The organism is Serratia sp. SCBI (genome assembly GCF_000747565.1).
In the GTDB taxonomy this organism is placed as follows: Bacteria; Pseudomonadota; Gammaproteobacteria; order Enterobacterales; family Enterobacteriaceae; genus Serratia; species Serratia ureilytica.
Genome location: NZ_CP003424.1, coordinates 1,008,434 through 1,029,105, shown reverse-complemented (window position 1 = coordinate 1,029,105; position 20,672 = coordinate 1,008,434). Strand labels below are relative to the sequence as shown.

Annotated in this window: 18 protein-coding genes; 10 read left to right on the top strand and 8 right to left on the bottom strand. The window is 60.8% G+C overall.

From position 1 onward, the window contains the following. Positions 1 to 20: 20 nt before the first annotated feature. The 3 genes from SERRSCBI_RS04740 to ggt all read left to right on the top strand — a co-directional run bounded on the left by SERRSCBI_RS04740 (position 21) and on the right by ggt (position 3,433). Entirely contained in the window at positions 21 to 602 is a 582-nt protein-coding gene (locus SERRSCBI_RS04740; protein ID WP_033651078.1) for an ACP phosphodiesterase, read from the top strand. 229 nt (positions 603 to 831) lie between these two features. After that, on the top strand, positions 832 to 1,434 hold the full coding sequence (locus SERRSCBI_RS04735) for a peroxiredoxin C (protein WP_004940403.1): 603 nt from the start codon (positions 832 to 834) through the stop codon (positions 1,432 to 1,434). A 235-nt stretch (positions 1,435 to 1,669) separates the two neighbouring features. After that, complete coding sequence (gene ggt, locus SERRSCBI_RS04730; RefSeq protein WP_042783781.1) at positions 1,670 to 3,433, top strand: gamma-glutamyltransferase; 1,764 nt, start codon at positions 1,670 to 1,672, stop codon at positions 3,431 to 3,433. Between the two features lie 51 nt (positions 3,434 to 3,484). Here the strand turns inward: ggt and malZ are convergent, their stop codons facing one another. After that, positions 3,485 to 5,308, bottom strand: coding sequence for a maltodextrin glucosidase (gene malZ, locus SERRSCBI_RS04725; RefSeq protein ID WP_042783780.1), 1,824 nt, complete (start codon positions 5,306 to 5,308; stop codon positions 3,485 to 3,487). A gap of 246 nt (positions 5,309 to 5,554) precedes the next feature. On the opposite strand from malZ, the gene SERRSCBI_RS04720 reads away from it, so the two are divergent. The 4 genes from SERRSCBI_RS04720 (at position 5,555) to SERRSCBI_RS04705 (ending at position 7,864) form a co-directional block, all read left to right on the top strand. Continuing rightward, the gene (locus SERRSCBI_RS04720; RefSeq protein ID WP_033651075.1) at positions 5,555 to 6,811 is read left to right on the top strand and encodes a mechanosensitive ion channel family protein; all 1,257 of its coding nucleotides are present in this window, start codon (positions 5,555 to 5,557) and stop codon (positions 6,809 to 6,811) included. A gap of 132 nt (positions 6,812 to 6,943) precedes the next feature. Continuing rightward, the gene (locus tag SERRSCBI_RS04715) at positions 6,944 to 7,213 is read left to right on the top strand and encodes a hypothetical protein (protein WP_042783779.1); all 270 of its coding nucleotides are present in this window, start codon (positions 6,944 to 6,946) and stop codon (positions 7,211 to 7,213) included. Positions 7,214 to 7,298: 85 nt separating this feature from the next. Further along, on the top strand, positions 7,299 to 7,577 hold the full coding sequence (locus SERRSCBI_RS04710; protein ID WP_033651073.1) for a type II toxin-antitoxin system RelE/ParE family toxin: 279 nt from the start codon (positions 7,299 to 7,301) through the stop codon (positions 7,575 to 7,577). Next, a complete protein-coding gene (locus SERRSCBI_RS04705; RefSeq protein ID WP_025160069.1) occupies positions 7,577 to 7,864 on the top strand; it encodes a HigA family addiction module antitoxin in 288 nt (95 codons plus the stop codon). The genes SERRSCBI_RS04710 and SERRSCBI_RS04705 overlap by 1 nt, the downstream gene beginning before the upstream one ends. Positions 7,865 to 7,910: 46 nt before the next feature. On the opposite strand, the gene proY is transcribed toward SERRSCBI_RS04705, so the two are convergent. The 5 genes from proY to phoB form a co-directional block, all read right to left on the bottom strand. After that, the gene (proY, locus tag SERRSCBI_RS04700) at positions 7,911 to 9,317 is read right to left on the bottom strand and encodes a proline-specific permease ProY (protein WP_033651183.1); all 1,407 of its coding nucleotides are present in this window, start codon (positions 9,315 to 9,317) and stop codon (positions 7,911 to 7,913) included. 73 nt (positions 9,318 to 9,390) lie between these two features. Next, positions 9,391 to 10,707, bottom strand: coding sequence for a branched-chain amino acid transport system II carrier protein (gene brnQ, locus SERRSCBI_RS04695; protein ID WP_021504688.1), 1,317 nt, complete (start codon positions 10,705 to 10,707; stop codon positions 9,391 to 9,393). A 484-nt stretch (positions 10,708 to 11,191) separates the two neighbouring features. Beyond that, positions 11,192 to 12,154, bottom strand: coding sequence for a PstS family phosphate ABC transporter substrate-binding protein (locus tag SERRSCBI_RS04690; protein ID WP_042783778.1), 963 nt, complete (start codon positions 12,152 to 12,154; stop codon positions 11,192 to 11,194). Positions 12,155 to 12,168: 14 nt separating this feature from the next. After that, complete coding sequence (phoR, locus tag SERRSCBI_RS04685; protein WP_042783777.1) at positions 12,169 to 13,485, bottom strand: phosphate regulon sensor histidine kinase PhoR; 1,317 nt, start codon at positions 13,483 to 13,485, stop codon at positions 12,169 to 12,171. A gap of 24 nt (positions 13,486 to 13,509) precedes the next feature. After that, on the bottom strand, positions 13,510 to 14,199 hold the full coding sequence (gene phoB, locus SERRSCBI_RS04680) for a phosphate response regulator transcription factor PhoB (protein ID WP_004940438.1): 690 nt from the start codon (positions 14,197 to 14,199) through the stop codon (positions 13,510 to 13,512). A 215-nt stretch (positions 14,200 to 14,414) separates the two neighbouring features. Between phoB and sbcD the strand changes: the two genes are divergently transcribed. The 3 genes from sbcD to licT all read left to right on the top strand — a co-directional run bounded on the left by sbcD (position 14,415) and on the right by licT (position 19,975). Then, positions 14,415 to 15,647, top strand: a complete 1,233-nt coding sequence (gene sbcD / locus SERRSCBI_RS04675; RefSeq protein ID WP_042783776.1) for an exonuclease subunit SbcD — start codon at positions 14,415 to 14,417, stop codon at positions 15,645 to 15,647. Further along, positions 15,644 to 18,895: an exonuclease subunit SbcC gene (sbcC, locus tag SERRSCBI_RS04670; RefSeq protein WP_042783775.1), complete on the top strand. Its 3,252-nt coding sequence runs from the start codon at positions 15,644 to 15,646 to the stop codon at positions 18,893 to 18,895. Before sbcD ends, sbcC begins: the two co-directional genes overlap by 4 nt. A 231-nt stretch (positions 18,896 to 19,126) precedes the next feature. After that, complete coding sequence (gene licT / locus SERRSCBI_RS04665) at positions 19,127 to 19,975, top strand: BglG family transcription antiterminator LicT (protein WP_042783774.1); 849 nt, start codon at positions 19,127 to 19,129, stop codon at positions 19,973 to 19,975. Here licT and SERRSCBI_RS04660 read toward each other — a convergent pair. Then, entirely contained in the window at positions 19,972 to 20,358 is a 387-nt protein-coding gene (locus tag SERRSCBI_RS04660) for a type II toxin-antitoxin system VapC family toxin (protein WP_033651066.1), read from the bottom strand. The genes licT and SERRSCBI_RS04660 overlap by 4 nt on opposite strands. After that, positions 20,355 to 20,588 (bottom strand): type II toxin-antitoxin system Phd/YefM family antitoxin, encoded by a 234-nt coding sequence (locus SERRSCBI_RS04655; protein WP_004940455.1) that lies wholly within the window; start codon positions 20,586 to 20,588, stop codon positions 20,355 to 20,357. The genes SERRSCBI_RS04660 and SERRSCBI_RS04655 overlap by 4 nt, the downstream gene beginning before the upstream one ends. Positions 20,589 to 20,672: the final 84 nt, after the last annotated feature.

Below are 20,672 nucleotides of genomic sequence, written 5' to 3'. Positions count from 1 at the left end.
ACTTCGGGTATAGTTGAGGGATGAATTTTCTCGCTCATCTTCACCTGGCCATGCTGGCGGACAGCTCGCTGCTGGGCAACCTGCTGGCCGATTTCGTGCGCGGCAACCCCGCCGCCGACTATCAGCCCGAGGTCGTAGCCGGCATCATGATGCACCGCCGCGTCGACGTGCTGACCGACAGCCTGCCGCAGGTGAAAGCCTGCCGCGACTATTTCAGCGCCCCCTACCGCCGCGTGGCGCCAATTACCCTCGACGTGGTGTGGGACCATTTTCTGGCGCGCCACTGGCAGCAGTTGGAGCCTTCACGCGACCTGCACCAGTTTACCCAGGAAGCCCGCAGCCAGATCGAACCTTACCTGCCGCTCACGCCGCCGCGTTTTCAGAACCTGAACGGCTATCTGTGGCCGGAACGCTGGCTGGAACGCTACGCCGAATTGCCGTTCATCGCCCGGGTATTGCAGGGCATGGCCAGCCGCCGTCCGCGCCTCGATGCCCTGGCCGGCTCATTCGCCGACGTCGAGCGGCATTATCATCAGCTTGAAACACAATTCTGGCAGTTTTATCCGCAAATGATGCAGCAGGCGAAGGAAAAAACGCTGTGAGGTCAAGCCCAAGCGTTTGAAATTGCAGCGCCTTGCAAGAATTTACGTTTTGCCGCTTGCCCTTTTGTGGGAAAAGGTTATTTTTAAAGCTCGCTAAATTATATCAACGACTTTGATAGGTGAAAGCTATCTCATCGATTGGTCTTTTACCCTTTATTCACCACGTCGCGGCCCCTATACTGGCCCTTGTTTTTACATCCACCCTTTAACACCTATTACAGGAGTAATTATGGTCCTGGTAACTCGTCAAGCCCCTGACTTCACTGCAGCTGCCGTACTGGGTAGCGGCGAAATCGTTGAAAACTTCAACCTGAAGAAGCACCTGAACGGCAAACCGGCCGTGCTGTTCTTCTGGCCAATGGACTTCACCTTCGTATGCCCTTCCGAGCTGATCGCTTTCGATCACCGCTATGAAGAGTTCCAGAAGCGTGGCGTTGAAGTGGTTGGCGTTTCCTTCGACTCAGAGTTCGTCCACAACGCATGGCGTAAAACCCCTGTCGACAAAGGCGGCATCGGTGAAGTGAAATACGCAATGGTTGCTGACGTTAAGCGTGAAATCCAGAAAGCTTACGGCATCGAACACCCGGAAGCCGGCGTTGCGCTGCGCGGCTCCTTCCTGATCGACAAAGACGGCATCGTGCGTGCTCAGGTTGTTAACGACCTGCCAATCGGCCGTAACATCGACGAAATGATCCGTACCGTTGACGCGCTGCAATTCCACGAAGAGCACGGTGAAGTGTGCCCGGCTCAGTGGGAAAAAGGCAAAGCAGGTATGGGCGCCTCCCCAGACGGCGTGGCAAAATACCTGTCTGAAAACGCTGCCAAGCTGTAATTTCAGCCTGATAGTGAATCAACCGGCCTCCTCGGCCGGTTTTTTTATGCCCCTTTTTGGGGCAACACGCCCGCCTTCAGTGCTTTATTTCCCTGTTTCCGCTCACATTTCCCACCCTGCTCGCCGCGCGTGCGCCCATCTGCGGCTACTATCAATAACGCTGGCTCGCGCTTTGCAAGTGAACAACAGCCAAGCAAACACAACACAATAAAAAACTGACAGGGTAGGAATAACTATGTTTTTACAGAAATGGAGCAAACCCCTGACCATGGCGGCGCTGCTGGTCAGCGGCAGCCTGTATGCGGCATCCAACCCGGCGGTGGAAGCCAAAAACGGCATGGTGGTCACCTCGCAACACCTGGCCTCACAGGTCGGCGTGGATATCCTGAAGATGGGCGGCAACGCCATCGACGCCGCCGTGGCGGTCGGCTACGCGCAGGCGGTGGTTAACCCTTGCTGCGGCAACATCGGCGGCGGCGGCTTTATGACCGTCCACCTGGCGGATGGCACCGACACCTTCATCAACTTCCGCGAAACCGCGCCGGCGGCGGCCAGCGCCAACATGTATCTGGGTGCCGACGGCAAAGTGAAGAAAGACGCCAGCCTGTACGGCTATCTGGCGGCGGGCGTGCCGGGCACCGTGCTGGGGATGGAAACCGCGCGTGAGAAGTACGGCAAGCTGAGCCGCGAACAGGTGCTGGCGCCGGCGATCAGGCTGGCGCGCGAAGGCTTTGTGCTGACCCGCGCCGACACCGATATTCTCGACACCACCATCGCGCGCTTCAAACAGGATCCCGAGTCGGCCAAAATCTTCCTGCGCCCGGACGGCAGCCCGCTGCAGCCGGGGGACAAACTGGTGCAAACCGATCTGGCCAATACGCTGGAAGCCATCGCCAAAGGGGGGACCGACGCCTTCTACAAAGGCAAGATCCCGCAGGCGGTAGAGGCGGCGGCCAAACAGGGCGGCGGCATTTTGACGGCGGCCGACTTCGCCAACTATAAAGTCACCGAAACCCCACCGATCACCTGCAGCTATCGCGGCTACAAGTTCGTGTCGGCGCCGCCTCCCAGCTCCGGCGGCGTGACGCTGTGCGAAATCCTCAACGTGGTGGAAGGCTATGACCTGAAAAGCATGGGCTTCAACTCGGCGGCGGCCATTCATACCATGACCGAGGCGATGCGCCATGCCTACATGGACCGCAACACCTACCTCGGCGACCCGGAATTCATCAAGAACCCGATCGACCGGCTGGTGAGCAAGAGCTACGCCGAGCAGATCCGCAAGAAAATCGTCGCGGACAAGGCCACGCCGTCGGAAAACGTGCAGCCCGGCATGGAACCGCATGAGAAGCCGGAAACCACCCACTATTCGATCGTCGACCATGACGGCAACGCGGTCTCCACCACCTATACCGTCAACGGCCGCTTCGGCGCCGTGGTGATCGCACCGGGCACCGGCTTCTTCCTCAACGATGAGATGGACGATTTTACGGTCAAAGTGGGCGAGAAAAACCTGTACGGGCTGGTGCAAGGCACCGCCAACAGTATTGCCCCCGGTAAGCGCCCACTATCGTCAATGAGCCCGACGCTGGTGACCAAGGACAACAAGATCTTTATGGTGCTGGGCTCGCCTGGCGGTTCGCGCATCATCACCATCACCCTGCAGACTGCGTTGAACGTGATCGACCACGGCATGGCGCCGCAGGAAGCGGTAGACGCGCCGCGCATCCATCACCAATGGCTGCCGGATGAGGTGTACTACGAACAGCGCGGCGTTTCCGCCGATACGCTGAAACTGCTGAGCGGCATGGGCTATAAGATGGTCGAACAAACACCGTGGGGCGCCGCCGAACTGATTCTGGTCGGTTTGCCGGGCGCGGCGGGCGTCAGCCCGGCCAACTCCGGCAACGATTCGGCGGTTTCCGGCAAAGTGCGCGAAGGTTACCTGTACGGCGCCAACGACGTGCGTCGCCCGGCAGGCTCCGCGGTCGGTTACTGATGTAAACGCCCACTCACCTTAATCGCGGGGCCCTTCGGCCCCGCAGTTCCCTTAGCCTTCACAGCGCCACACGGTGGCCGATTCTTCCGCCAGCTGCAGGCGCAGCCCGCCGACCGTTTCGCTCAACTCTCCCCGCCCTTCCACACGCCGCCACGGGCCGCGGGCCAACAGCGGGTTGTGCGGCAGCTGCGCCTGGCCGCTGCCGTCGCGCTGCAGCGCCACCAGCACCTGCTCCTGCTGATACAGGCGCACGAACACCAGCGTTTCTCCGCTGGCGTACAGCACCTGACAGCCGCCGCGACGCAGCGCCAGGCTCTGTTTACGCAGCACCGCCATGCGCTGGAACAGCGCCAGCAGCGGCCGATCCCAGTCGCCGACGTCCCACGGGAACGGCTTGCGGCAGAACGGATCGTTGCCGCCGTCCAGGCCAATCTCATCGCCGTAATAGAGGCAAGGCACGCCGATCCAGCTCAGCAACCACACCGCCGCCATCTGCATGCGCGCCGCGTTCCCCTGCAACAGCGTGAGGAAACGCGCGGTATCGTGGCTGTCCAGCTGGTTGAACTGGATCAGCTGGCGGCCGTGCGGCAACCCGGCGCGGTAGCCGTCCATCCACTGCGCGCATCCGGCGGCGTCCAGCCGCACCGGGTGATAAGCCACGTCCAGCCCCGCCAAAAACGCCCGCACCGGCAGCGCGAACCCCATGTAGTTCATCGCCGCATCCTCCACGCCGGCGTGCAGCCAGCGACGCGCGTCGCCAAAGTGCTCGCCCACTACGTAGGCCTGAGGATTCTCCTGCTTCACCGCCTGATAGATGCCCGCCAGGTGACGCAGGTTGCCGGCAGCGCCGCCGTTCTCCCCCAGCATATGCACCACGTCCAGCCGCCAACCGTCGATGCTGTACGGCGGACGCAGCCAGTGGCGCACCACGCTGCCTTCCCCGCGATAGATCGCTTCCGCCACCTGCGGCTCGGCGAAGTTGAGCTTCGGCAGGCTGGCGTTACCCTTCCAGTCGAGCGCGCGGCCGTCCGGGTAGAAGTTGAACCAGCCGCGATACGGCGAATCGGGATGGTGGCAGGCGCCGTTTTGCCCTTGGCGATGGCGGTCGAACCACGGATGCGAGTCGCCGGTGTGGTTGAACACCCCGTCCAGCACCAGTTTCATGCCTACCTTGTGAGTGCTCACTCGCAAACGCGCCAGCGCCGCGTTGCCGCCGAAGTGCGGATCGACCTGGTAATAATCCTCGGTATCGTACTTATGCACGCTCGGCGCGGTAAAAATCGGGTTCAGGTACAGCGCCGTCACGCCCAGCTGCTGCAAATACGGCAGTTTGGCGCAAATGCCGTCCAGATCGCCGCCGTAAAAGGTCGAAGCGGCGTGGCTATCCTCCAGCGGATGCTGCCAGTCGCGCCGGATCACCTCGGCGCCGGCCGCGTGATGGCGGTAGCTGCCGCTCTGGATGCCGTGCTCACCGCCGCTGCTGGCGAAGCGATCGGGGAAAATCTGGTAGAACAGCTGATCCGCCACCCACTCGGGGCCATGGTCGGGCTCGTCGACGGCGAATTGCGCCAGCTGGCCCGGCGGCGTTGGCGACCAGCCCTGCGGCCCGAACCACTGCTGGCGATCGGCCCACAGCAGCTTGAAGCAGTATCGCCGCGTCGGCTCGCCCTCATTCAGCGTCAGGCTGGCCTGGTAGCGGCGTATCCCCTCGTGACGCTGCGCTTTCATCACCAGCAGCCACTCTTCGTTGTCCGGTTCGGCGCGCAAAAACACCCGTTCCGGCAGTTCATCCCCTTGTAACCACAGCGTGATATCCAAACGTTGCCCTTGCTTCACCACAAAAGGCGGAACCGGTTGATGCCAGGCGTTAAGCATACTGTTCTCCTGCTGTACCAAACGAAATCGACGGCATTCTTCAAGAAGCGAACAATGCCACGTTAAGTGCAACTCCCCCTCCTCTCTGACCGCAAAACCCAGGGATGAGCCGGGGGGCGGAGACCGAAAAATAACGCTAACTCGATGTAAAAAAAGGTAAACAGGCACAAATCCTGCACGTTACCCCTTAGGCTAACGCGTTTTGAGCATACAGGATATTTTTTGCGCATTTTTTAAGGAGCGGTAATGCAACAACAGATAACGCGCTGGCTGGAACAATTTGGGTTGGAATTCGGCGGAGTGATGTCGCTGTTGATGGTCTTGGGGTTGATCGTCCTGATCTCGGTGGTGATCCACCTGGTGCTGCACCGGGTGGTGTTGGCCGCCCTTCAGCGCCGCGGCCAGCAGTCGCAACGCGTCTGGCAACAGGCCATCACCCAATACAAACTGTTCCAGCGCGTGGCGCTGCTGCTGCAAGGGGTGATCATCAGCATCCAGGCGACGCTGTGGCTGCAGAGCGGCAGCCAGACTCAGGCGGTGATCGTTACCGCCGCACAGGTGTGGATACTCGCCTTCACCCTGCTGTCGCTGTTCTCGCTGCTGGATACGCTGCTGGCGCTGCTGCGCCAAAGCCCGATTTCCAATCAGCTGCCGCTGCGCGGCATTTTCCAGGGCCTGAAACTGGTGGCGGCGATCCTGATCGGCATCATGATCGTCTCGCTGCTGATGGGCAAATCGCCGCTGTTGCTGCTCAGCGGCCTGGGCGCCATGACGGCGGTCCTGATGTTGGTGTTCAAGGATCCGATCCTCGGGCTGGTGGCCGGCATTCAGCTCTCCGCCAACGACATGCTGAAGATCGGCGACTGGCTGGAAATGCCGAAATACGGCGCCGACGGCGCGGTCACTGACATCGGCCTGACCACGGTCAAAGTGCGTAACTGGGACAACACCGTCACCACCATACCGACCTACGCGCTGATCTCCGACTCGTTCAAAAACTGGCGTTCGATGTCGGAATCCGGCGGGCGCCGCATCAAGCGCAGTTTGAATATCGACACCGGCAGCGTGCACTTCCTGTCGGAAGAGGAACAGCGCCGCCTGCAGCGCAACCCGCTGCTGCACAGCTACCTGAACGTTAAGACCCAGGAGCTGAGCCAGCACAACCAGGAGATCGCCGTCGATCTGGCCTCGCCGCTCAACGGCCGCCGCCTGACCAACCTCGGCACGCTGCGCGCCTATCTGGAAGCCTACCTGCGCGCTCACCCGCGCATTCACCAGAACATGACCCTGATGGTGCGCCAGCTGGCACCGACGCCGGAAGGCCTGCCGCTGGAAATCTACGCCTTCACCAACACCACGGTCTGGGCGGAGTACGAAAGCATTCAGGCGGATATTTTCGACCATATCCTGGCGGTGATCGACGAGTTCGGTCTGCGCGTGCATCAGACGCCGACCGGCAACGACATGCGCGGCATGCTGCGACAAAGCGCGAACGCTTCCTGACGTCGGCTGACGTAACTGTGTCTGCTGGTAATTATTCGCTTTCAATTGCCAGCAGATATCTCCATCCCCTTCTTTTCCCCGGCGAAAACGGCGTTAATGCGCCCTCACCTTCACCACCGAGAGGGAAAGCCCTTGCTGAAACGGATACGTCATCGGCTGTTTACCCTGATGGCCACCCTGCTGTTTATCGGCTGCCTGCACAACGCTTTGCTGGATGAAAGCCGCATGCCCCGCAATCTGCAACCTTCGCTGAGCGCCCTCAGCAGCAACCTGCAGGACATTCGCGAAGTGCTGGCGCGCTGCGCCGGCGAGGAAGAGGAGGAACGCCTGAACGACGGCGGCATACGCATCGAAGCCCGCGCCGCCGGGGATGATGAAGCGGAAGACAAACGCCAGACATAGTGGATTAAAAAACGCCCCAATTTGTTGCGTGATACGCAACGCCCTACTATGATGCGTATAGCGCAACACTCATGGAGCCATCAGGATGATAAGAAGCTTCAAGCATAAGGGACTCAAAAAGTTTTTCGAAACCGGTTCAACAGCAGGTATCGACGCCAAACAGGCGAAAAAAATCGCGCTGCGGCTGAGCGTGCTGGATTTAGCGAAAGTGATTGATGACGTGGATTTACCCGGCTTCTTCTTGCATCCGCTAACGGGCGCTCGCAATGGGCAATGGTCCGTCACCGTGACCGGTAACTGGCGCATCACGTTTGAACTGGTCGAGGGTGATGTTTATATCGTGAATTATGAGGACTATCACTAATGAACCGCATGCATAATCCTCCTCATCCTGGCGAGTTGATCAAAGAAACCATGGAAACGCTGAATCTCAGCGCGCGCGCGCTGGCCAAAGCATTGGACGTCGCGCCGTCTACGGTTCAACGCCTGATCAGCGGTAAATCCGATATCTCGCCGGAAATGGCCATCCGCCTGTCCATCGTAATAGGCAGTTCCGAACAGGTCTGGATGGGAATGCAAGATGCTTACGATCTGTGGCAGGCCAGGCAGTCCATCGACGTTTCCAAACTGCGCAAGCTGGACTTTGCTTGACGCCTGCCCCTAAAAAAAACACCGGCCTCAGCCGGTGTTTTTCCATTTAGTCTTGCTGCGTCGCCAGCAGCGCGCGTTTTTTCTGGCGGTTGACCTTGAACCAGTACCCCGCCAGCAGCAACACCACCCAGACCAGGCCGGCGTACAGCGAGACGCGCGTGGTCGGGAAGTAGCCGATAAGACCGATGATGAACACCAGGAACACGATCGCCACCACCGAGGTGAACACCCCGCCGCGCAGCGGGAACGCCAGCTGCTTCACCTGCTCTTTGCTCAGGCTGCGGCGGAAGGCGATTTGCGAGAACAGGATCATGATCCACACCCACACGGTGGCGAAAGTCGCCAGGGAGGCGATCACCAGGAACACGCTCTCCGGCATGATGTAGTTGAGGTATACCGCCAGCAGCAGCGCCAGCATCATCACCACCACCGTCACCCAGGGAATGCCGCGTTTCGACACCTTGCTGAACATCTTCGGCGCATGGCCCTGCTCGGCCATGCCGTGCAGCATGCGGCCGACGCCGAACACGTCGCTGTTGATCGCCGACAGCGAAGCGGTAATCACCACGAAGTTGAGGATGCCCGCCGCCACGGTGATGCCCATATGCTGGAAAGTCAGCACGAACGGGCTGCCGTTGGTGCCCACCTGGTTCCACGGGTAGATAGACATGATGACGAACAGCGTGCCGACGTAGAACACCAGAATGCGCCACGGTACCGAGTTGATGGCTTTCGGAATCGATTTTTTCGGATCCTTGGCTTCGCCGGCGGTGATGCCGATGATTTCAATGCCGCCGTAAGCGAACATCACCAGCTGCAGCGACAGGATCATGCCGATAAAGCCGTTGCTGAAGAAGCCGCCGTTCGACCACAGGTTATGAATGCCGGTCGGTTGCCCGCCGTTGCCGATGCCCCAGATGATGATGCCGATGCCGGCCGCGATCATGATGATGATGGTGGCGACCTTGAAGAACGAGAACCAGAACTCGAGCTCGCCGAACACCTTGACGCTCATCAGGTTGATGGCGCCGATGATCAGCACCACGCTCAGCACCCAGATCCAATGCGGCACTTCCGGGAACCAGACCCCCATATAAATGCCGAAGGCGGTCACGTCGGCGATGGCGACGATCAGGATCTCAAAGCAGTAGGTCCAGCCGGTGATGTAACCCGCCATCGGGCCGAGGTAGTCCTGCGCGTAGCGGGAAAACGAGCTGGCCTGCGGGTTGTTGACCGACATCTCCCCCAGTGCGCGCATGATGATGAAGGCCACGATGCCGCCGATCAGGTAAGCCAGCAGCACGCTCGGGCCGGCCATTTTGATGGCGTCCGCCGAGCCGTAGAACAAGCCGGTGCCGATGGCAGACCCCAACGCCATAAAGCGGATATGACGCGTGCTGAGGCCGCGTTTCAGCTTATTGTCGGGGACAGTGGTGGGTGACTGTTGTTGCATGAAAATGACCCATAGTTTTAAACGTAAAAAAGCCACGGACATGTCCGTGGCCCTAGATTAAGCCGGGGGATTATCAGTGCGCGGTCACTTGGGAACGCGTGCACACCCGATCATAAATCGCGACCAGCGCCAGCATCAGCAGCGAAGGCGGCAACCATGCCAACCCCTGCTCCGCCAGCGGCAGGTGAGTGGTCCAGGCCGGCAGCAGCTGCTGGAAGCTGGACGCTTTCACCGCGTCAAGGATACCAAACAACAGGCTGACAAGCATCACCGGCGCGATGATGCGCGGCGCGCTGTGCCACCAACGCAGGGTGAAGCTCAGCACCACCAGCACAATGCACGGCGGGTAAATCGCGGTCAGCACCGGAATGGAGATCTGGATCAGGTGGCTCAGGCCGAGGTTGGACACCACCATCGAGAACAGGCCCAGAATAAACACCAGCGTCTTGTAAGAGAACGGCAGGTATTGCGCGAAGAACTCGGCGCAGGCACAGGTCAGGCCCACCGCGGTCACCATGCAGGCGATGAAGATCAGCGCCGCCAGGAAGAAGCTGCCGAGGCCGCCAAAGGTGTTCTGAACGTAAGCGTGCAGGATCACCGCGCCGTTGGTGGCGTCCGGCACCAGCGCGCCGCTGCCGGAACCCAGTTTGAACAGGCTCAGGTACACCAGCGTCAGGCCCACGCCGGCGATCAAACCGGCCAGAATGGTGTAGCGGGTCAACAAACCGGCGTCTTTCACGCCGCGCGAACGCGCCGCGTTGACGATAACGATGCCGAACACCAGCGCGCCCAGCGTATCCATGGTCAGATAGCCGTTAACGAAGCCGGAGGAGAAAGGCACGCTCTGATAAGCCGTCGTCGCCGGAATCGGCGCACCGGCAGGCCACAGCAGCGCGGCGATGCCCAGTACGGCCAGCGCGACGATCTTCAGCGGCGCCAGCACATGGCCGACGGTATCGAGCAGGCGGCCCGGATACAGAGAGATGCCGATCACCAGCGCGAAGTACACCAGGCTGTAGATGAACAGCGGCATGGCGCCGTCGCCGGTCAGCGGGGCGATGCCCACTTCGAAGGACACGGTGGCGGTACGCGGCGTCGCGAACAACGGGCCGACGGCCAGGTAGCAGACGGTCGCCAGCAGCAAGCCGGCGCCGCGGCCGATTGGCGAACTGAGGGCGTCGATGCCGCCGCCGACGCGCGCCAGCGCGATAACGGTGATGACCGGCAGGCCCACGGCGGTGATCAGGAAGCCCAGCGCCGCAGTCCAGACGTGTTCACCGGACTGCAAACCGACCATCGGCGGGAAGATGATGTTCCCGGCCCCGACGAATAAGGCAAAGGTCATAAAGCCCAGTGCCAGGATATCTTTTGACGTTAAACGATGACTCATACGATGTCGTGTTGCCTGTTCAAATAAAAAAAGGGTCCGATAGCGTGGTGGCGTGACGCCCCACCCGGTTGCCGGCATGCCCGATCGTCGCCGCGCCAAATAAGCACCCTAAACGCAGTCGATCCGGCGTTTATGTCCCTATTCGAAAGTGGCCGCTCATAAAGATGGGCAAAATTTTAGGAGTTATAAAAATGGAGGTTTAATCCGACAACGAAGGCTAAGGTAAACGTTTATAGCGCTTCAAGGCAAGACGCACGGCGAAAAGCAGAGCTATCGACCATATAAACTTTAGCCACCAGTCGATCATATTGGTTATCAATAAATATACACTACATGATTTGTATCATTTTTGAACAATGAATTCACAAAACGTGAAGCATATATCGCTTTACCGCTCGAAATCGCCAATAAAAAGCCGATTTTCGCGTGGTATGAGCTTCGTTTCGCCATAAAAAAAGGTGAAAATTACGCCGTTTTTTGTCGCTTATTGCGCCATGGCCGGCGCGAGCGGTGGCAGCCCCAGCGCCTGACGGGTCTTCTGCAGGGTGGCCGGCGGCAGCGGCAGATAGCCGTCGTGGTTGACCAGGCTTTGGCCTGGTGTCGACAGCACGCGATCGAGGAACGCGGCGGTCAGCGGCTCCAGCGGTTGATGGGGGGCTTTGTTGATGTAGATATACAGATAGCGCGACAGCGGGTAGCGATCGTTGCGCACGTTGGCGGCGGTAGGCGCGACATAGTCCTCTCCCGACTCCGCCAATGGCAGCAGCCGCACGCCGCTGGCGCGAAAGCCAATGCTGGCGTAGCCGATGCCGTTGAGCGAACCGGCCACCGCCTGCACCACCGAGGCCGAGCCGGGCAGCTCATTGACGCGCGGCATAAAATCGCCGCCGCACAGCGCGCGCAGTTTGAAGTAGCCATAGGTGCCGGACGCCGAGTTGCGGCCAAAGCGCTGCAGCGAACGCGACGCCCAGTCGCCGCGCAGACCCAGCTCGCCCCAACGCGTCAGCGGCTGGCTTTCGCCGCAGCGCCGGGTGGCGGAGAAAATGCGATCGAGCTGCTGCAGGTTGAGGCCGCGCAGCGGATTATCCTGATGCACCAATACCACCAGCGCATCTACCGCTACCGGCACCGCCAGCGGCGCATAGCCGTAACGGTGTTCGAATGCCGAGATCTCGGCCGCCTTCATCGGCCGGCTCATCGGGCCGAGCTGCGCGGCGCCCGCGGCCAACGCGGTCGGCGCGGTCGAGGAGCCGGCGGCCTGGATCTGCAGGTTGACGTTGGGATAATGCTGGCTGAAATCCTGCGCCCACAGCGCCATCAGATTCGCCAGCGTGTCGGAACCGACGCTGGACAGGTTGCCCGCCAACATGCCGTCAGGCTGCGCCAGCGCGCCGCGTCCGGCCAGCAGCGCCAGGCAAAGCAACAGCCCTCGGGTTATTCGGGTCATACCGGTGTCTCGCGTTAATTTTTCACCGCATTCTCTGATAAAGCGGCGGGAACAATCAACCGATTGGGCAAGGTAAAGATAAAGCGGGTGCCGATCCCCGGTTCGCTGAGGATCTCCAGCCGCGCGTCGTGATGGCTGAGCGCGTGCTTGACGATCGCCAGCCCCAGCCCGCTGCCGCCGGTCTGGCGCGAGCGGGCCTTGTCGACGCGGTAAAAACGCTCGGTCAGGCGCGGAAGGTGTTCGGCGGCGATGCCCGGCCCGTTGTCGCTGACCTGGAACTGCGCGCCATGCGCCGTCTGTTGCCAGCTCACTTCGATATGGGTGCCCTTCGGCGTGTGGTTGACCGCGTTGTACACCAGGTTAGACACCGCGCTGCGCAACTGGTCTTCATTGCCGAACACGTTGAGCTGTTCGTTCACCCGGAAGGTGATCTCATGATTGCCGCCGCTCAGCGATTGCGCCTCGCGCTGCAACACCCGCAGCATCAGCGGGATATCCACCCGCTCGTTCATGTCGACATTGGGCGCCGCCTCGATGCGCGACAGCGTCAGCAGTTGCTTGACCAGCCCGTCCATCCGGCGGGTCTGCTCTTGCATGGTGCTGAGCGCCTTGCTGCGCAGCGAACCGCCCTGCTCTTCGTCGCCCATCATCTCCAGGTAGCCCTGCAGCACCGTCAGCGGCGTGCGCAGCTCATGGCTGACGTTGGCGAAGAAGTTGCGCCGCGCGCCCTCCAGCTGGCGCATCTGGGTGACGTCGCGCGCCACCATCAGCAACTGCCCTTCGGAATACGGCATCACGCGGAATTCGACGTAGTGTTCGTTGTTCAACTGCAGCGTCAGCGGACGCGAAAACTCCTGCTGTTGCAGATAGTGGCTGAATTCCGGATAACGCAGCAGGTTAAGGATGTGCTGGCCGTTGTCTTCCGGCCAGCGGAAGCCGAGCAGATGCTGCGCCAGCCCGTTGCACCAGAAGATGTTGCCCTCGACGGTGGTCATCACCACCGCGTCAGGCAGCGATTCGGCTCCGCTGCGAAAACGCTTGATAAGCAGCGCCAGCTCGCGCCGGCGGCGGCGGTTGCGCTGCTGCATCTGATACAGGCCATAAAACAGCGGCTCCCAGCTCCAGCGGCCGGGCGGCGGCGTCATGCTGCGGTCGATCCACAGCCAATGGGAGAGTTTGAGCTGGTTGTAGAAATTCCACACCAGCGCAGCCAGCGCGGAGGCCAGCAGGAACCAGGGCAGATAACCGAAAATCAGCCCCAGCAGTAAGGCGGGCAAACAAAAAAGAGCCAGCTCCAGAGCCAGCCTCTTCCACGACAGACGTTCTAACACGGCATATTCTCCAGCGCGGCGCGATCAGTAGCGCGTTGAGAACCGGTAGCCGGTGCCCCGAACGGTTTGAACCATTTTATCATGCCCACTGGTTTCTAACGCCTTGCGGAGCCGACGGATATGCACGTCAACGGTACGGTCTTCCACATAAACGTTAGTGCCCCAGACGTGATTAAGCAACTGCTCACGGCTATAAACCCGCTCCGGGTGGGTCATAAAGAAGTGCAGCAGCTTGAACTCGGTCGGCCCCATGTCCAGCGCCTGATCGTTCGCCATCACGCGGTGGGAGGACGGGTCCAGGCTCAGCCCTTGCATTTCAATCACCTCTTCCACCGCCATCGGCGAAATGCGGCGCATGACCGCCTTGATGCGCGCCACCAGCTCCTTGGGCGAGAACGGCTTGGTGATGTAATCATCCGCCCCCACTTCCAGGCCGCGTACCCGGTCTTCTTCTTCGCCGCGCGCGGTCAACATCATCACCGGGATATCGCGGGTCAGCGCTTCGCGCTTCATATGTTTGATAAACTGAATGCCGGAACCCCCGGGCAACATCCAGTCAAGCAACACCAAATCAGGGAACGGCTCAGACAGACGCGTCACGGCGCTGTCATAATCCTCGGCTTCCAACGGTTGGTAACCATTTTGTTCCAACACAAAGCACACCATCTCACGGATCGGCGCTTCGTCTTCCACCACCAGTATGCGTCTTGCCATCGTCAATCCTGCCAATGTGTTAGCGACTTTTCGGGCGCCATTATGCGTCAGTTTTGTGACACTTTTATGAAAAAAACCGGCTGTTATAGGCTGTAAGCATAGCGATTATTTCCTGCAGTAAAGAAAAATCATCCGCTTGTCATCATCATTGCGCCGGGACAGCCGCCGTCGCGGCCTTTATAATCATCGCCATTATCTTTGCATCCGGGAGTGTCATGCGCCTGATCCACACCTCTGACTGGCACCTTGGCCAGTACTTTTTCACCAAAAGCCGCGCCGCCGAGCACCAGGCTTTTCTGAACTGGCTGATCGAACAGATCGAACAGCAACAGGTGGATGCGCTGATCGTCGCCGGGGATCTGTTCGATACCGGCTCACCGCCCAGCTATGCCCGCGAGCTGTACAACCGCTTCGTGGTGGAACTGCAGCGCACCGGCTGCCAGTTGGTGGTGCTGGGCGGCAACCACGACTCGGTGGCGACGCTGAACGAATCGCGGGAGCTGCTCTCCTGCCTGAACACCACAGTGATCGCCAGCGCGCAGGGCGCCCCGGAACAGCAAATCGTGGTGCTGAACCGGCGCGACGGCCAGCCGGGCGCGGTGCTGTGCGCCATTCCGTTCCTGCGGCCGCGCGATCTGCTCACCAGCCGCGCCGGCGAATCCGGCGCGCAGAAACAGCAGGCGCTGCAGGAAGCCATCGCCGAACATTATCAGACGCTGTATCAGGCGGCCTGCGAGCGCCGCGACCAGCTGGGCTTGCCGCTGCCGATCGTCGCCACCGGCCACCTGACCACCGTCGGCGTCACCACCTCCGACTCGGTGCGCGACATCTATATCGGCACCCTCGACGCCTTCCCGGCGCAGGCCTTCCCGCCCGCCGACTATATCGCGCTGGGCCACATTCACCGCGCGCAGAACGTCGCCAAATCGGAGCATATTCGCTATAGCGGCTCGCCGATCCCGCTCAGCTTCGATGAGCTGGGCAAAGCCAAAAGCGTCTTCCTGGTGGATTTCGCCGACGGCGCCCTGCAGCGGGTTGACGCATTAACGATCCCGCAGTTCCAGCCCATGCAGCTGATCAAAGGCGATCTGGCCGAGATCGAACGGCAGCTGCGGCAATTTGCCGACTATGCCGGCGAGCGGCCGGTGTGGCTGGATATCGAAGTGGCGACGCAGGACTACCTCAGCGACATCCAGCGCCGCATCCAGCTGCTGGCGGATGAGCTGCCAGTGGAAGTGGTGCTGCTGCGGCGCAGCAAAGAGCAGCGCCGCCAGGCGATTGCGCAGCAGGATAAGGAAACGCTGAACGAGCTGAGCGTCAACGAGGTGTTCGAACGCAGGCTGGCGCAGGAGGCTGAGATGCCCGAAACGCGCCAACAGCGGATGCGCCAGATGTTCCGCCAGGTGGTCGAGGCGGTGCAGCACAACGCCGAGGAGACAAATTCATGAAGATCCTCAGCCTGCGGTTAAAAAACCTCAACTCGCTGCAGGGCGAATGGAAAATTGACTTCACCGCCGAGCCTTTCGCCAGCAACGGCCTGTTCGCCATTACCGGCCCGACCGGCGCGGGCAAAACCACCCTGCTGGACGCCATTTGTCTGGCGCTGTATCACCAAACGCCGCGCCTCAACGTCACGCCGAGCCAGAATGAGCTGATGACCCGCCACACCGCCGAGTCGCTGGCGGAGGTCGAGTTTGAGGTCAAGGGCGTCGGCTATCGCGCCTTCTGGAGCCAGCGCCGCGCCAAAAATGCGCCGGACGGCAACCTGCAGGCGCCGAAGGTCGAACTGGCGCGCCGCGAGGACGGCAAGATCCTGGCGGACAAAGTGCGCGACAAGCTGGAACTTACCGCCGCCATCACCGGGCTGGACTTCGGCCGCTTCACCAAATCGATGATGCTGTCTCAGGGGCAGTTCGCCGCCTTCCTCAACGCCGACGCCAACGATCGCGCCGAGCTGTTGGAAGAGCTGACCGGCACCGAAATCTATGGGCGGCTGTCCGAGCAGGTGTTCGAGTCGCACAAGCAAGCCAAAACTGACCTGGATGCGTTGCACCAACGCGCCAGCGGCATCGAACTGCTGAACGACGAGCAGCGCCAGTCTCTGACCGAACAGCTGGCGGCGCTGAGCACGCAGGAAAGCGCCCTCGGCGAGCAAACCCAGCGGCAGCAACAGGCGCTGAGCTGGCTGCAACAATGGCAACGCCTCCGGCAACAGCAAAACGAGGGGCAATTGCGGCTGGACACCGCCCAGCGCGAGCAGACAGAGGCCGCCCCACAGCTGCAGCGGCTGGCGCTCAGCGAGCCGGCCGAGAAATTGCGGCCGCTGCGCGGTGAACGCGATCGCTGCCGCGCCGAGCTGCAGACGATACAGCAGCAAGCGGCTCTGTTGGCGCAACAGCAGGAACAGCAGTCAGCGCAGTTGACCCCGCTGCAGCAGGCGGTGGAGAAAACCCGCCAGGCGCAGCAAACCCATGCCGAGCATATGCGGCAACAGCAACAGCTGATTGACGAACAGGTCGCCCCGCTCGATCACCAGATAGCCCAACTGCTATCGACCCAGGCCGAGCGGCGACAGGCCGGCGATGCCGCAGCGCAGCAGTGCGCCCAGCAGCAAACTACGCTGGAGCAGCTCACCGCTCAGCGCAGCCAGCTGACGACGCAGGCCGCACAGTTTCAGCAGCAGTTGAATGCGCTGAGTGAAGCGCTGGCCGCTCAACAGCAACAGCAGCAGGCGCTGGAGGCAAAAACGCCGCTGGCCCCGCTGCGCCAGCGCCTGAGCGCCCTGGCGGATCTGCGCCCAACGCGTCAGCAGCTATTTACTCTATCCTCTTTGTCGCAGCAAATCGTTAAACGGCTGGAACAGCAGCGGCAAGAGCTAAACATCGGTCAACATGAACTGACCCAGTTGGAGCCACAGCTAGAACTCATCCGTCAGCAATTTAAGCAGCAGAAAGCACACCAGGCCGATGTTGAAAAAACCTATGCGCTGGAACAACGGATCGTGGGTCTGGAGGCCGAGCGCGCCCGTTTGCAACCCGGCGCCCCCTGCCCGCTGTGCGGCTCATGCGAGCACCCGGCGGTAGAGCAATACCAAGAGGTAAAACTGTCAGAAACTGCGCAACGTCTGGAGCAAATGAAAGTCCAGACCGAAGCATTGCAAAAACAAGGCGTCGAGCTGCGAGCCCGTTACGACAACCTGCAACAGCAGTTGCAGCGCCAACAGCAAACCATCGCGCAGGATGAACAGCAGCTGGCTGCCCAACAGCAGCAGTGGCGGCAGCTCAGCGCACCGCTGGCGTTCGACTTTACGCTGGCGGATGGCGAGCAACTCAGCGCCTGGCTGAACGGCTGCGACGACGAAGAACGGCGCGGGCAACAAGCGCTGCAGCAGCATGAACAGGCGGCGCAGGCGGTACAGCAGGCGAAAGACGCGCTCATCGCTCTGCAAACGCAGCAGCAGCAGACGCAGCAACAACTGGCGTTGCTCGAAGAACGCTTTACGCTGCTGCAGAAAGCCCACGCCGACAGCCTGCAACAGCAGCAAGAGCTGCAACAACGCTGGCAAGAAGGCGAGAAAACCCTCGCTGAACGACGTGCGCAGCGGCTGGCGCTGTTCGGCGAACAGCAGGTGGCTCAGGTGCGCGAACAGCTGCGCGCCAAACAAATCGCCTGCGAACAGGCCAGCGTTCAGGCCGCCGAGCAGTGGCAAAAGGCGCAGGAACTGCGCGAACGCCTGGCCGGCCAGCAGGCCGGGCTGCAACAACAGCTCACCCAGATGCAGGAGCGGCTGCAGCAGGCGCAGCAGCAGTGGCAGCAGGCGCTGGCCGACAGCGAGTTCGCCGATGAAACTGCCTTCGCCGCCGCGCTGCTGGACGACACCCTGCGTCGCGAATTGCAGCAGCGCAAAGAGCGGCTGCAACAGCGACAGGTGGAGGCCGCCGCCCTGCTGACACAGGCGACGCAAACGCTGGAGCAGCATCGGCAGCACCGTCCTGAAGGGCTGGATGAGGCCAATGCGGATATCGATGCGCTCACCCAATCGCTGGCCGAGCTGGCACAGCAGTTGAAAACGTTGCAGCTGCGTCAGGGCGAACTGCGCAATCAGCTGGAAAGCGATGCCGCTCGTCGCCTCAATCAGCAGGCGCTGTTCGAGCAAATCGCCCGCAGCCAGCAAGACTACGACGACTGGAGCTACCTCAACCAGCTGATCGGCTCGAAAGAAGGCGACAAGTTCCGCCGCTTCGCTCAGGGGTTGACGCTCGATCATCTGGTCTATCTGGCCAACCGGCAGCTCGGCCGGCTGCACGGGCGCTACCTGCTGCAGCGCAAGACCAGCGATGCGCTGGAGCTGCAGGTGGTGGACACCTGGCAGGCGGACGCGCTGCGCGATACCCGCACCCTGTCCGGCGGCGAGAGCTTCCTGGTCAGCCTGGCGTTGGCGCTGGCGTTGTCCGATCTGGTCAGCCATAAAACCAGCATCGACTCGCTGTTCCTCGACGAAGGCTTCGGCACGCTGGACGCCGAAACCCTCGACACCGCGCTGGATGCGCTGGACAGCCTGAACGCCTCCGGCAAAACCATCGGCGTGATCAGCCACGTCGAGGCGATGAAAGAACGCATTCCGGTGCAGATCAAGGTGAAAAAGGTCAACGGGCTTGGCGTCAGCCGGCTGGAAGCGCACTTCAGGCTGGAATGATCCTGCGGCTCGCGGCGCAGAAGTGTGACCGCGGCGGCACTCCGCGGTGAAAAGCGTTGAGCCGCGGCGGGCACGGGTTATTATGCCAGCATAACAGGATTGTTACTGTATCCCCTCCGCCGCTCAGGCCGCAGGGCAGAAAGAAAAAATACAGGCAAAACCTGACGCCCGGGATCGCTTCCGGGCGTCAGGTTTTTTCGTTTTCAGGATGCTGAAACACCGGGAAAAACCATGAAAATCGCTAAAATACTCAATAATAACGTGGTGATTACGCTGGACGACCGTCAGGCAGAGACGGTGGTGATGGGAAAAGGAATCGGCTTTAAAAAGAAGCCCGGCGATACGCTGGACGAAAGCCTGATCGAAAAGGTCTTCACCCATAACGGCGGAGAAATCGCCGAGCGCTATAAAGAGCTGCTCGCCGAGATCCCATTGGCCTGCGTCACCACCGCCGACAGAATCATCACCCTCGCCCGCGAACGCCTGCCGGGCAAGCTGCATAACATCGTCTACATCACGCTGACCGATCACATCCACTTCGCCCTGCAGCGCCATGCGCAAGGGCTGGATATCAAAAATGCGCTGCTGTGGGAGATTAAAAAACTCTATCCGGCCGAATTCGCCGTCGGGCTGGAGGCGCTGGCCCTGATCGCACAGCGGCTGGATACCGCGTTGCCGGAGGACGAAGCCGGATTTATCGCCCTACACCTGGTCAACGCCCAGCTTAACGACGAGATGCACAACACGCTGCACATTACCCGCGTGATGCAAGAGATCCTCAACCTGGTCAAGTACCATTTCCGCTTTGATTACAACGAGGAATCCCTGAGCTACCACCGGTTCGTGACCCACTTGAAATTTTTCGCCCAACGGCTGCTGGGGAAAAACTACGTCGACAGCGACGATGATTCGCTGTATCAGGTGGTGAAAGAGAAGTACCGCGAGTCATTCGCCTGCGCCGGTAAGATCAACCGCCACATCGAAAAACACTATCAGCATCAGCTCACCACGGAAGAGATGATGTTTCTGACCATTCATATCGAACGGGTGCGCAGCGAAAGCGAGGAAAAGCCGGCTTAACGGCGGGCGTCCGCCACCCGCACGCCGTACTGCGGAAACACCGCGTCGGCGGAGATCAGCGTCAGCCCCTCGGCCTGCGCCTGGGCGATCAGCATGCGATCAAAAGGATCTTGATGATGGGGCGGCAGCTGCCCGGCCTGTTGGCAGTGAAAGGCGTCCATCGGCAACGACAGAAAATCCTCGGCCTCGATGATCGCAAAGATGTCTTCCGGCAGCGCCAGTTTGCCCAGCGCCTGCTTGATCGAGATCTCCCAAATGCTGGCCGCGCTGACGTACACCGCATTGCCCGGATCGGCGATCTGCCTTTTGGCGTTCACGCCCAGGCAGGCGTCGTCGATCAGCCACCACAGCAGCGCGTGGGTATCCAGCAACAGGCGCTTCATTCATCGCCCTCAAACAACGCCGCAATGGCCGCATCCCCGGCGTTGAAATCCGCCGGCACGGTGAACCTGCCCTTGGCGGCGCCAGGGCGGCGCGCTTCCCCCTTGATGGCGACCAGCTGTACGTACGGCTTCCCTGCTTTTGCAATAATCACGGTTTCTCCCTCCGCGGCTCTGTCCGCCAACTGGCTCAGATTGGATTTGGCTTCGTGCATATTGGCCTGAATCGGCATACGCGTCCTCCTTAGCTAAGTTAGCTAAAGCATAAAGCGCCGTCCAGTTTTTGTACAGTGAAGGGTTTAAAGCGCGAGCAGCCT

Bases quoted from the DNA above. Each gene is read 5' to 3' on its own strand.
- licT (WP_042783774.1), top strand. From the start codon at position 19,127: ATGAAAATCGCTAAAATACTCAATAATAACGTGGTGATTACGCTGGAC.
- SERRSCBI_RS04720 (WP_033651075.1), top strand. From the start codon at position 5,555: ATGCAACAACAGATAACGCGCTGGCTGGAACAATTTGGGTTGGAATTC.
- sbcC (WP_042783775.1), top strand. From the start codon at position 15,644: ATGAAGATCCTCAGCCTGCGGTTAAAAAACCTCAACTCGCTGCAGGGC.
- SERRSCBI_RS04690 (WP_042783778.1), bottom strand. From the start codon at position 12,154: ATGACCCGAATAACCCGAGGGCTGTTGCTTTGCCTGGCGCTGCTGGCC.
- ggt (WP_042783781.1), top strand. From the start codon at position 1,670: ATGTTTTTACAGAAATGGAGCAAACCCCTGACCATGGCGGCGCTGCTG.
- sbcD (WP_042783776.1), top strand. From the start codon at position 14,415: ATGCGCCTGATCCACACCTCTGACTGGCACCTTGGCCAGTACTTTTTC.
- SERRSCBI_RS04660 (WP_033651066.1), bottom strand. From the start codon at position 20,358: ATGAAGCGCCTGTTGCTGGATACCCACGCGCTGCTGTGGTGGCTGATC.
- SERRSCBI_RS04735 (WP_004940403.1), top strand. From the start codon at position 832: ATGGTCCTGGTAACTCGTCAAGCCCCTGACTTCACTGCAGCTGCCGTA.
- SERRSCBI_RS04655 (WP_004940455.1), bottom strand. From the start codon at position 20,588: ATGCCGATTCAGGCCAATATGCACGAAGCCAAATCCAATCTGAGCCAG.
- SERRSCBI_RS04740 (WP_033651078.1), top strand. From the start codon at position 21: ATGAATTTTCTCGCTCATCTTCACCTGGCCATGCTGGCGGACAGCTCG.
- brnQ (WP_021504688.1), bottom strand. From the start codon at position 10,707: ATGAGTCATCGTTTAACGTCAAAAGATATCCTGGCACTGGGCTTTATG.
- proY (WP_033651183.1), bottom strand. From the start codon at position 9,317: ATGCAACAACAGTCACCCACCACTGTCCCCGACAATAAGCTGAAACGC.
- SERRSCBI_RS04705 (WP_025160069.1), top strand. From the start codon at position 7,577: ATGAACCGCATGCATAATCCTCCTCATCCTGGCGAGTTGATCAAAGAA.
- malZ (WP_042783780.1), bottom strand. From the start codon at position 5,308: ATGCTTAACGCCTGGCATCAACCGGTTCCGCCTTTTGTGGTGAAGCAA.
- SERRSCBI_RS04710 (WP_033651073.1), top strand. From the start codon at position 7,299: ATGATAAGAAGCTTCAAGCATAAGGGACTCAAAAAGTTTTTCGAAACC.
- phoB (WP_004940438.1), bottom strand. From the start codon at position 14,199: ATGGCAAGACGCATACTGGTGGTGGAAGACGAAGCGCCGATCCGTGAG.